Here is a 10,840-nt window from a genome sequence, read left to right on the forward strand (position 1 = left end):
GCGGCGGTTGCAGGGAGCAGGATCAGAACGAACGCGTGATGTTCAGGAAGTAGCTGCGACCGAAGTAGTCGAAGCCGCTGTACAGCAGCGCGTTGCCGACGGTGCTGTAGACACCCTGCGAGATGGTCGGCGGCTTGCGGTCGGCGAAGTTGCGCACGCCACCGGTGACCGACCACTTGTCCGCTTCATACTTCACCGAGATGGCCTGCAGGAAGTAGTTCGGGGTGTACAGCTTGTACGCCGAGGTGGCCGGATCGAAGTCACCCGGGTTGCGCTCCTCGTAGTACGCGTAGCTGTCCATCTTGTCGATCCAGTCCAGGCCGTAACGCACCTGCCAGTTCTTCCACTTGTAGCTCAGGTCCAGCGAGGCGGTGTTTTCCGGACGCGACAGCATGCCGTTGTAGTCCACCAGCGGATCGTCGGAGAAGACCTTGCTGGCCTGTTCCAGGTAGTGGGTGAACTGCAGCGTGGTGCGCAGGGTGCCCGGGCCGATTTCGCGGACATAGCGGGTGGTGAAGTCCAGGCCACGGACCTTGTCGGTGGACAGGTTGATGAAGCCGTTGGTCACCACCAGTTGGTTGTTGACCGGGTTGCGGGCCACCAGGCGGCACAGACCCGAACCGGAGGAGAAGTCGGCACTGCCGCTGTCGTAGCAGCGCGACAGGATGTTCGCGCCGCCCGCGCTGTCGACGCCGTTCTTCACTTCGATGTCGAAGTAGTCGGCGGCGAAGGACAGGTCACCGAAGCCGCTGCCGAATTCCGGCTGGATCACCACGCCCAAGGTCTTGGCCTTGGAGGTTTCGGCTTCCAGGCCGGCCTCGGCACCACCCTGGGTGACCACGGTCACGCCCTGGGTGGCCAGGTAGTCCGGTGCCAGGCCCAGCGATGCGCAGTTCTGGTAACGCGGCGAGCTCGGGTTGCGATCACCATACTCGTTGCAGGGGTCGGCACTGCTGCTCAGGAAGCCGGTGGTGCCGCCCAGGAACTGTTCGAACAGCGCCGGTGCGCGGTAGGAGGTGCCGTACGACGCACGGAACGACAGCCACTTCACCGGGGTCCACAGCGCGCCGATCTTGTAGGTCTCATCCGAGCCGTAGGACTTGTAGTCGGTGTAGCGGCCGGACAGGTTGACCGTCAGTTCCTCGGCAGCGGTGACGCCGGACAGCAGCGGCAGTTCCAGTTCGCCGTAGGCTTCGAACACCGAGTCCGAACCGCGGGTCGGAGTGGCGTTGGTCAGGTTGTACAGGTCGGCATTGATCGAGTACGGCGACGGGGTGTCGTCGATGCGTGCCTTGCGGTACTCGACGCCGAATGCACCACCGGCCGAACCGTACGGCATGTCGAACAGCGGGCCGTTGACGTTGAAGTTGACCGTCGTTTCCTTGTACAGCGTGTTGCCGGTGACCGGCACGAACACCCAGTCCTTCCAGTCCTGCGGCAGCTTGCCACCGATGGTGTTGGTGTTCAGCGCCGGCGCGGCGATGCAGCCGTTGGAACCGTCCCGGCAGACATAGCCACCGGCACCGTTGGAGACCACGTCCAGGCTCTGGCGCAGGCGGCTGGTCAGGAAGCTCTCGAAGGTGTAGTCGGCGTCGCTGCGCGAGTGCATGACGTTGAAGTCATAGTTCCACTCCGAGCTCAGGTGGCCACGCAGGCCGGCATTGAAGCGCAGGAAGTCGACGTTCTGCTTGTTGGTGTCGTTGCCGAAACCGATGAACGCACGCACGCCCAGGTTCTTGCCGCTGGTCTGGTCGGTCGGAGCACCGGCAACGCTGTCACGCAGGTTGGCCGGGATCAGCGGGCTGCCCACGGCATAGTCCAGGGTCAGCTGGCGATAGCCGGTCTGGGTCGACTTGCGCTTGTTGCCCAGGAACTCGTAGTACAGCTCGGCATCGCCCAGTGCGTTGAGGTCGAAGCCACCCTGCAGGTACAGGGTGTGGGTCTTGGTCGGCGAGATCAGCGACTGGTTGCGCATGGCCGGATCGAAGGTGTCGCGGGTGTTCAGGTCCACGCCTTCGTAGCCCACCAGGCCGGTGGTGATGGCCGCATTCGGGCGCCAGCGGTTGAAGCGGGTGCCGGCGCCGCCCGGGGCCGCAACACCGGTACGGGTGTTGGTGCCGATGGTGTTCAGCGTGGTGCCGCCGGCATCGAGCGACCAGCACTTCGGCTTGCCGGTCAGCGGGTCGATGAAGTCGCCGCTGCCCCAATAGTCGCCCGCGTCGATGTCGCGGTACATGTCGGTCGGGCAGCCACCGGCCCAGCTGCGGTCGGCCAGGGTCAGCTCGTTGCGGGTGTAGTACTCATAGGAGCCGGAGAAGTGCGAGCGCTCGCCGGTGGCACCGAACATGATGGAGTAACGGCGCTCTTCACCGCCGCCGCCATCGGTGGCGTTGTGCTGTGCTTCGAAGCTGACGCCATCGACCTTCTTCTTGGTGATGATGTTGATTACGCCGGCAACGGCGTCGGAGCCGTAGATCGAGGACGCACCGTCCTTCAGGATTTCGACGCGGTCGACGATCGAGTTCGGCAGCACGTTCAGGTCGGTCGAGCCCACCGAGCCGCGGGTACCGGCCGGCGACACGCGGCGGCCATTGAGCAGGATCAGGGTGCGGGTCGGGCCGAGGCCGCGCAGGCCCAGGGTGTTGGCGCCCGGGCCACCGTCGGTGACGTAGCCGCCATAGGCGTTGTTGATCTGCGCCGCACCGGCGGTGACCGCGGTGCTCTGCAGGGCCGCCGTGGTCGAGTTGAAGCCGGCCAGGGTGGTTTCTTCACGGGTGACGACCTGCACCGGCGAGACCGAGTTGAACACGTCGCGGCTGATGCGCGAGCCGGTGACGGTCACCGTATCCAGATTGGTGGCCTTGGACTTGGATGCCTCTTCGGTGGTCTGCGTCGAGCCCGAGGCGTCCTGTGCGATCGCCGGGGCAGCCGCAGCGAGCAGCACGGCGGAGGCGAGGGCGAAGCTCAGCGGGTGCTTGCTGAGCGACTTGCGATTGATCATCTGAAATCCCCTTGAATCGAATGATTGCGTCGTACACCGGGACAGGTCCTTGTCGGCGTCTCCGTGTGCCCCTTGCCCGGGGTCGGCAGCGTGCTGCCACCCGGCGCTGGTACCGGCTTCACGTGCCGATGACCCGAGATTAACACGACATTAACCGAGCCTGTCAAACGTTCACGAGGGAGTCATGAAGCTGTGGGTGATGGGCGCGCCTTGCAGTGACAGGAGCGCCCATTTCTCCTTCATCTCATTGATACGTATTGATTTGTTTCGGTTCATGTCAAACGTGTCTGAACCGTGAACGGGATGTGGCCGTGCTGTGCGACGGACAAAAAAAGGCCCCGCCGAAGCGGGGCCTGGTCCAGACACGCAGTCCGGAATACGACGGGATCAGAAGTCGTACTTGACCTGGGCCGAGATCTGACGGCCGTAGACGCTGTAGAAGCCGTCGTTGAACGGGGTCGATTCGTTGCCCGGGTAGTTGTAACGCTGGCCTTCCGGCAGCTTGTTGAACACGTTGTTGACCATCAGCGACAGGGTCAGATCGTCCTGCGCCTGGTAGTTCAGGCTCATGTTGTAGGTGGTGTACGAGCCCCACTTGCCGGCCTTGGCGCCGGAGGAGTGGACGTAGTCATAGCTGCGGCCGGTGTAGGCCAGGTAGTTCGGGGTGCTGCCGACGTAGTTGGCGTACAGGGTGGTGGTGAACTTGGAGATGGCCCAGCCCACCGACACATCGCCGCGCACCTTGGCGAAGTTGTCGTAGTACCACATGTTGTACGGATCGCTCAGCAGATCCAGCTTCTGTGCGCCCGGCAGCGGCACCACTTCACGCTTCAGCATGTTGGTGTAGTTGCCCGAGAACATCAGCGAACCGAAGCGGCCCAGGTCCTGCTGGTACTTGGCGCCGACGGTCACCGCTTCCAGGTTCTGGCTGGCCACGTTGAGCTTCGGAGTGTACACGCGGGCCAGGTTGCCACCGGCGTCGCGGGACACCCAGTCGGTCACGTTCTGGCAGCTGGCCGAGGTGTTGTTCGGCAGGCCGTTGCGGCACTGGTACTCGGCCAGCAGCAGCTGGTCGGTGCTCAGGGTCTTGACCTCGTTCTTGATCTTCCAGTTGTAGTAGTCGACCGACAGCGAGAAGTTGCTCACCGGGGCCCACACCACGCCCGCGCTCCACACGTCGGCGGTGATCGGCTTCAGGTCCGGGTTGCCGGACTTTTCGCTGTACACCGAGGTGGTCTTGTAGAACGAGCAGGCTTCGTCACGCAGCGCGTAGCCCATCTGGCTGCAGCGGTAGTAGTCGTTCTGGCCGGAGGCGAACGAGCCGCTCATGCCCTGGAAGGCATCGGACAGGGTCGGCGCACGGAATGCGGTGCCGTACTTGCCGCGCAGCAGCAGGCTCTCAACCGGGCGGTATTCCAGGCCGATGCTGTAGGTGGCCTTGTCAACGGTCTTGTCGGCGATCTTGAAGGCGTCGTAGCGGCCCGAGGCGCTGATGGTCAGCGACTCGAACACCGGCATGCGCAGTTCGCTGGTCACCGCGTAGTTGCTGCGGTGGCCGGCACCGGCCACGGCGGTGGCGCCCCAGGCGTTACCATCGACGAAGGCCTGGTCGGGCGAGTAATCCCAACCTTCGCTGCCACCTTCCAGCACCACGGCCAGGCCGGCGTCGCCGCCCGGCAGGGAGAACAGCGACCCGTTGGTCACCTGCACGCGACCCAGGTTCTGCCAGGTCTTGCTGCGGTGGGTGCCATAGCCGGTGAAGCTGGCGAACTGGTCCGGGGTGATCGGCGAGTAGAACGCGGCGTAGTCCGGGTTGTAGATGCCGAAGCCATCAGCGGTGGTACCCAGGCGCGGGCCCAGCACGGTGTCGCCGAAGAAGCCTTCGATCTTGTCCTTCCAGCGCGCGAAGCGGTTCTGGTCCAGGCGGTATTCGCCGCGGGTGAAGCTGGCGCTGTAGTCCCAGTCGCCGACCATGCCCTTGCCACCCAGGGTGACCTGGTAGGAACGGCTCTCATCGGAGTTCAGGATGTTGTTGTAGTGGCCCGGGCCGATTTCTTCCGGTGCGAAGGCGCGCTGCAGGTTCACGACCTTGCCCAGGCCCTGGTCGTAGAAGCCGCCCATCACCGACTTGGTGCCCCACCACAGGGCGCTGGAGCCGGAGGTGAACTCGGTCTTTTCCTTGCTGTACAGCACATCGGCGAACAGCTGGAAGTTGTCGTTCACGTCGAAGGTCATCGACGAGTAGAACTGGCCGCTGTTCTTGCCGTTCTTCAGGGTCTTGTAGCCGGCGCTGTACACCGAGCCGCACGATTCGCCCGATGCACGCTTGCCGACGGTGGTGGTGCCGTCGTACAGGCCTGCGACGTTGGCGCAGCGGGTCGGGTCCATCATGTACAGCTTGTTGTCGGCGTTGCCGATGACGGCAAAGTCGTTCGACGGCAGCTGTGCGGTATAGCCGACCGGGTTGTTCTGCTTGGTGATGTCACGCTGGTAGCCCCAGATCGGGCTGCCGTTTTCGATCTGCACGTTGACCAGCGCGTGGAAGCGGTCGTCGAATGCGTTGAAGCCCTTGGCGGCGCTGAAGCGGATGTTGCTGCCACCACCTTCGGTGTAGGTGCCGCCACGGATCGACATCGTGCCGCCGTCCATGCGTTCCTTCAGGATGATGTTGACCACGCCGGCGATCGCGTCCGAGCCGTACAGCGACGACTGGCCGCCCGGCAGGACCTCGATGCGCTCGACGATGTCGATCGGAATGCCGCTGATGTTGTTGAACGACTCGCTGCCGTTGTACAGCGCCGGATACGAGAGCATCGGGCGGCCGTTGATCAGGTACTTGGTGTAGCCCGGGTTCAGGCCGAACATGCCGGCGGCTTCGGCGCCCTGGGTGAACGCACCCGAGGTCTGTCCACCCTGCAGGCCGCCGGTGGTCAGCGACGACTGCTGCAGAACTTCAGCAACGCTGCTGAAGCCGCGGGTCTGGATGTCTTCGGCGGTGATGGACATCACCGGGGTCTGGGTTTCGACCTGGGTCTGCGGGATCAGCGAACCGGTGACGGTGATCTTGTCCAGGTTGGTCGCCTTGTCCTGGGCCATTGCCGGGGCGGCGGCCATCAGAGCGGACATCAGGGCGACGGCGAGCGTGTTGCGACGTGCGGTATTGCTGACGTGTTTCATGTAATTCCATTGGAGAGCAAAAACAAAAACGGCACTGCGCATGCGCCATCGCGCGGGCTGGAATATCCGGCTCCGCAGCTCAAAACAGTGCTCATCGAACGTAACATGAACTTAACAATCTGTGCACGAATCTGTCGCATTCCTGAATTTCAGTCAGCTTGCATCCAGCTTGTATGATGTCGGGTTATCCCCCTGACCCCGCCGGTGCCCGTTGTGAACAGTTCTCCCCGCCGTCCCCATGTCAGCCAGGTCCAGAAGGGACTTACGCCGCATGCCCGCATCCGCAACGTGATCGCGGTCGGTTCGGGCAAGGGCGGCGTCGGCAAGTCCACCACCTCGGTGAACCTGGCCGTGGCGCTGCAGCAGCTCGGTGCGCGCGTGGGCGTGCTCGATGCGGACATCTACGGGCCGAGCGTGCCGGCCATGCTGGGCCTGTCCGGTCGCCCGGAAAGCCCGGACAACAAGAGCATCGAGCCGTTGCGTGCCTTTGGCGTGGACACCATGTCGATCGGCTACCTGATCGAAGAGGACACGCCGATGATCTGGCGGGGCCCGATGGCCACCTCGGCGATGACCCAGCTGTTCAACGACACCCTGTGGGACGACCTGGATTTCCTGCTGATCGACCTGCCGCCGGGCACCGGTGACATCCAGCTGACCCTGACCCAGAAGATTCCGCTGGCCGGTGCGGTGATCGTCACCACGCCGCAGGACATCGCCACGCTGGACGCGAAGAAAGCGCTGAAGATGTTCGAGAAGGTCGAGGTGCCGGTGCTGGGCATCGTCGAGAACATGGCGGTGCACACCTGCAGCAGTTGCGGGCACATCGAGCACCTGTTCGGCGAGGGCGGCGGCGAGCGCATGGCCGCCCAGTACGGCGTGCCGCTGCTGGGCTCTCTGCCCCTGCAGATCGGCATCCGTGAACAGGGCGATGCAGGCACCCCGATCACCGTCGCCCAGCCGGATTCGGCGCCGGCCCAGGCCTACCGCCATGCCGCACAGCGCCTGATCGAGGAAGTGGGCAGGCGCCCGCGGGCTTCGATCCCGATCCTGTCGTCGCTGCTGTAAGGGCCGGGGCAGGGGCCGCCGGCCGAGGCCGGGCCCCTGCTAGAATCCTCGCGCCCCCTCGTACCCCCAGGACAAAGCATGAGCATCAAGAGTGACCGTTGGATCCGCCGCATGTCCGAGCAGCACGGCATGATCGAGCCGTTCGAGGCCGGGCAGGTGAAGCAGGCCAACGGCCAGCGCATCGTCAGCTATGGCACGTCCAGCTATGGCTACGACGTGCGCTGCTCGCGCGAGTTCAAGGTGTTCACCAACATCAACTCGACGATCGTCGATCCCAAGCACTTCGACTCGGGCAGCTTCGTCGACATCACCGCCGACGAATGCATCATCCCGCCGAACAGCTTCGCGCTGGCGCGTACCGTCGAGTACTTCCGCATCCCGCGCGATACCCTGGTGGTGTGCCTGGGCAAGAGCACCTACGCGCGCTGCGGCATCATCGTCAACGTGACGCCGCTGGAGCCGGAATGGGAAGGCCACGTCACCTTGGAATTCAGCAACACCACGCCGCTGCCGGCGCGCATCTACGCCAACGAAGGCGTGGCACAGATGCTGTTCTTCCAGGCGGCCGCCGATGACGTCTGCGAGACGTCCTACCGCGACCGTGGCGGCAAGTACCAGGGCCAGACCGGCGTGACCCTGCCGCGGACCTGACGATTGCAGGCGATTTGTAGAGCCGAGCCATGCTCGGTTGCCCTGCATTGAAGCCGAGCATGGCTCGGCTCTACATGAGGGAAGGCGGCGCAATGCGCCGCCTTCCTTATTTGCCGCGACCGAACAGCATCGCGATGCCGACACCAACCAGGGCCACCGGCCACCAGGTCAACAGCAGCTTGGACAGGTTCAGGTGCGTCCAGCCGAGATTGCTGGCGAGCATGAACAGGCCGATCAGGATCAGCAGGACGGCGGCAACGAGGTTGAATCGCATCGGGTCGGCGAAGGCTCAGGACTGGGCCGGATATCCTAGCCGTTCCTTCCAGTAGGCGACATGCTGGTCCAGCGCCGCCGGCTCGTAGCGGTGCGCCGGGCCACTGCCCCAGACCGGGCCCGGCCAGGCCGGATCACCGTCATGGCGGCCGATGACATGGAAGTGCAGCTGGCGCACGATGTTGCCCAGCGCCCCGATGTTGATCTTCTCCACCCCGTCTGCGCCCTTCAGGGCCTTGCAGGCGCGGTTGAGCTCGGTGCGCAGCTTGTCCTGCTGCTCGCCGTCCAGCTCGATCCACTCGGTCACCCCGGCCAGGCGCGGTACCAGCACCAGCCAGGGGAATCGTTCGTCGTTCATCAGCCGCACTTGCGACAACGGTCCTTCCGCCACCAGCACGCTATCGGTGGCCAGGCGTGAATCGAGTTCGAATTCGCTCATCCAAGATGCTCCGAGAAGAAGTCCAGGGTGCGTTGCAGCGCCAGGGCGGCGCTGTCTGGATCATACGCATGTCCGACCTCCCGGTTGAAGGCGTGATCGGCCGGATAGACGTAGGTGGCCATCTGCGGCAGCTTCTCGCGGTGGGCCTGGACCGCTTCCGGCGGGATGCTGTGGTCCTGGGCGCCGAAGTGGAAGATCACCGGGGCCTTGGGCGCCTCGTCGAGGAACTGCACGTTGCGCGCACCGTAGTAGCTGACCGACGGCAGCCCCAGGCGCAGTGCGGACAGCATCGCCACCGTGCCGCCCCAGCAGTAGCCGACGGTGCCGACCTTGCCGTAGGGCGCCAGCCGGGTGGCCGCCGCGCGCACGACCTCCAGCGCCCGTTCCATGCCCAGCGCGCCGACCCGTTCCAGGCCCTGCTTCACGCCCTCGGCGTCGTAGGGCAGCGCATCCGGGTCGGCGTCGGGGCCGTCGACCAGGTCGAAGAACGAGGGCGCCAGCACCGCATAGCCTTCGGCTGCGAAGCGCTCGGCCACGCTGCGGATGTGCGGGTTGGCGCCGAAGATTTCCTGCACCACCACCAGTCCGCCGCGCGCGGTGCCGTCCGGCAGGGCCTGCCAGGCCCGTACCGGGCCGTGATGCGTATCCAGGGTGATCCACTCGGCCATCGTCATCTTCCTCGTTGCTGGGAACAGAGCTGCATTGTCGGCGCTGCGCCGGTTAGCGCGGCGTCAGCGGCTGTGCCGGATCGGGTGGCTGCGGGTTTGCGGCAGTGCGTTCCCAAGGCGGTGCAGAGGGCTGTTTCTGCATTGACCGGTGCACACCCGCAGCCTAAGCTTTCAGCCACGATGACATACAAGCCTCCGGCGCGAGCCGGGGGCTTTTTTGTTGTCCGCGTGTTGCGGGTCGCAACGCGCAACCGGTGGCTGTGACGGGCCAGCCACGATGACCCACTGCAGGCAGCCCCGAGCCTGATCACCCCGAACCCCAGCCGCCGCAAGGCGGCTTTTTCATTTCCAGGAGATTCAACACCATGTCCATCAATCAAGCCATTTCCGCCCAGGACTCCGCGCTGTACGTGAAGGCCGGTACCGCCCCGACCGCGCCGAACAATCCGGCCGGCTATACCGAAATCGACGGCCTGACCGCCTTCCCGTTCGGCCGCGGCCAGGCCAACACCCTTGATGCCACCAACCTGCGTTCCAAGCAGATGGAGAACATCGCGGGTCTGTCCGGCGGCCAGGCCGTGCAGGTGTCCGGCCACCGCTGGCCGGTCGGCAGCTCGGCAGGCCAGGAGATCCTGCGCGACGCCGATCCGGATGCCGACCTGCACTTCCTGATGGTGCTGCCCACCGGCGATGCCGCTACCTTCGTCGCCAAGGTCGCCGCCTTCAACGTGGCCCCGGGCACCAACCAGGTGCTGACGTTCACTGCGGACCTGCTGCCGCGTGAGTTCGCGCTGGTAACCGTGGCCGCTGGCGGCACCCCGTGATGCTGCTGGGCAAGCAGCAGATCCTGGACGCGCAGGATCGCCGGCACGAGGACGTCGCCGTACCCGAATGGGGCGGCAGCGTGCGCGTGGCGATGATGTCGGCGCGTGACCGTGATCGCTGGGAGCAGGAGACCTATGGCGGTGACACGCCCAAGGTGGATGACTTCCGCGCGCGATTCGTCGGCCTGTGCCTGGTCGATGAAATGGGCGAGCGCCTGTTCTCCGACCATGAGGTGGCCCAGCTGGGCACGAAATCGGCCGCGGCGCTGGATCGCGTGTTCCGTGTCGCGCAGACGCTCAATGCGCTCGGCGATGCGGCCGTGGGAGAGCTGGAAAAAAACTGATCCGCCGGCCTGAGCGCCGGCTTCAGTTCCGGATCGCGTGGAGGCTGGGCCTCCCGCATCCGGACCACCTGCTGGCGGGAGTGACTTCCCGCCAGCTCTCGGAGATGTATGCGTTCGCACGCCTGGAGCCGTTGGACCAGCCCCTTCAGGGGATGCTCGCCCAGCTGACCAGTGTGCTGGCGCAGGTGCACGGCAATACGACCACTGCCGACGACTTCCTGCTGGTGCGACCGCGTGCGTCGCCGGCGAGGGCGGCAAAGGAGCGCTCGCAGCAGCTGCTGGAACTGTTCGGCAGCGCATCGCGGCGCAACGCTGCGGCGTGATTCCGGGCGGGGCAGGGCATTGCTTCTCCGATGCGTGGCATGCAATCGAACCTGGGGCCCTGCGGGGCCCCT

10 protein-coding genes are annotated in these 10,840 nt (G+C 65.0%); 5 read left to right on the top strand and 5 right to left on the bottom strand.

Going from position 1 to position 10,840, the window contains the following annotated elements; all coding sequences use genetic code 11:
• Positions 1-22: 22 nt before the first annotated feature.
• Both AC5P56_RS05785 and AC5P56_RS05790 read right to left on the bottom strand, forming a co-directional pair.
• The gene (locus AC5P56_RS05785; protein WP_014647913.1) at positions 23-3,001 is read right to left on the bottom strand and encodes a TonB-dependent receptor plug domain-containing protein; all 2,979 of its coding nucleotides are present in this window, start codon (positions 2,999-3,001) and stop codon (positions 23-25) included.
• Positions 3,002-3,388: 387 nt separating this feature from the next.
• Positions 3,389-6,178 (bottom strand): TonB-dependent receptor plug domain-containing protein, encoded by a 2,790-nt coding sequence (locus AC5P56_RS05790; protein ID WP_014647912.1) that lies wholly within the window; start codon positions 6,176-6,178, stop codon positions 3,389-3,391.
• A 213-nt stretch (positions 6,179-6,391) separates the two neighbouring features.
• On the opposite strand from AC5P56_RS05790, the gene apbC reads away from it, so the two are divergent.
• Both apbC and dcd read left to right on the top strand, forming a co-directional pair.
• Positions 6,392-7,246: an iron-sulfur cluster carrier protein ApbC gene (gene apbC, locus AC5P56_RS05795; RefSeq protein WP_014647911.1), complete on the top strand. Its 855-nt coding sequence runs from the start codon at positions 6,392-6,394 to the stop codon at positions 7,244-7,246.
• 78 nt (positions 7,247-7,324) lie between these two features.
• Positions 7,325-7,897, top strand: coding sequence for a dCTP deaminase (gene dcd / locus AC5P56_RS05800; protein ID WP_014037995.1), 573 nt, complete (start codon positions 7,325-7,327; stop codon positions 7,895-7,897).
• A 106-nt stretch (positions 7,898-8,003) separates the two neighbouring features.
• Here dcd and AC5P56_RS05805 read toward each other — a convergent pair whose 3' ends face one another.
• The 3 genes from AC5P56_RS05805 to AC5P56_RS05815 are packed head-to-tail and all read right to left on the bottom strand — an operon-like array spanning position 8,004 to position 9,277.
• Complete coding sequence (locus AC5P56_RS05805) at positions 8,004-8,171, bottom strand: LiaI-LiaF-like domain-containing protein (RefSeq protein WP_005418011.1); 168 nt, start codon at positions 8,169-8,171, stop codon at positions 8,004-8,006.
• Between the two features lie 15 nt (positions 8,172-8,186).
• Positions 8,187-8,609 (bottom strand): HIT domain-containing protein, encoded by a 423-nt coding sequence (locus AC5P56_RS05810; RefSeq protein ID WP_014647910.1) that lies wholly within the window; start codon positions 8,607-8,609, stop codon positions 8,187-8,189.
• Positions 8,606-9,277, bottom strand: a complete 672-nt coding sequence (locus tag AC5P56_RS05815) for a dienelactone hydrolase family protein (protein WP_495231488.1) — start codon at positions 9,275-9,277, stop codon at positions 8,606-8,608. The genes AC5P56_RS05810 and AC5P56_RS05815 overlap by 4 nt, the downstream gene beginning before the upstream one ends.
• 365 nt (positions 9,278-9,642) lie before the next feature.
• Between AC5P56_RS05815 and AC5P56_RS05820 the strand changes: the two genes are divergently transcribed.
• The 3 genes from AC5P56_RS05820 to AC5P56_RS05830 all read left to right on the top strand — a co-directional run bounded on the left by AC5P56_RS05820 (position 9,643) and on the right by AC5P56_RS05830 (position 10,768).
• Positions 9,643-10,101 carry a hypothetical protein gene (locus tag AC5P56_RS05820; protein WP_014037992.1) on the top strand — a complete coding sequence of 153 codons (459 nt, stop codon included), beginning with the start codon at positions 9,643-9,645 and terminating at the stop codon, positions 10,099-10,101.
• Positions 10,101-10,445 (top strand): hypothetical protein, encoded by a 345-nt coding sequence (locus AC5P56_RS05825; protein WP_014647908.1) that lies wholly within the window; start codon positions 10,101-10,103, stop codon positions 10,443-10,445. The genes AC5P56_RS05820 and AC5P56_RS05825 overlap by 1 nt, the downstream gene beginning before the upstream one ends.
• Positions 10,446-10,525: 80 nt before the next feature.
• On the top strand, positions 10,526-10,768 hold the full coding sequence (locus AC5P56_RS05830) for a phage tail assembly protein T (RefSeq protein ID WP_495231489.1): 243 nt from the start codon (positions 10,526-10,528) through the stop codon (positions 10,766-10,768).
• Positions 10,769-10,840: the final 72 nt, after the last annotated feature.

It is taken from the genome of Stenotrophomonas sp. YJH_SMC_131 (genome assembly GCF_059367975.1).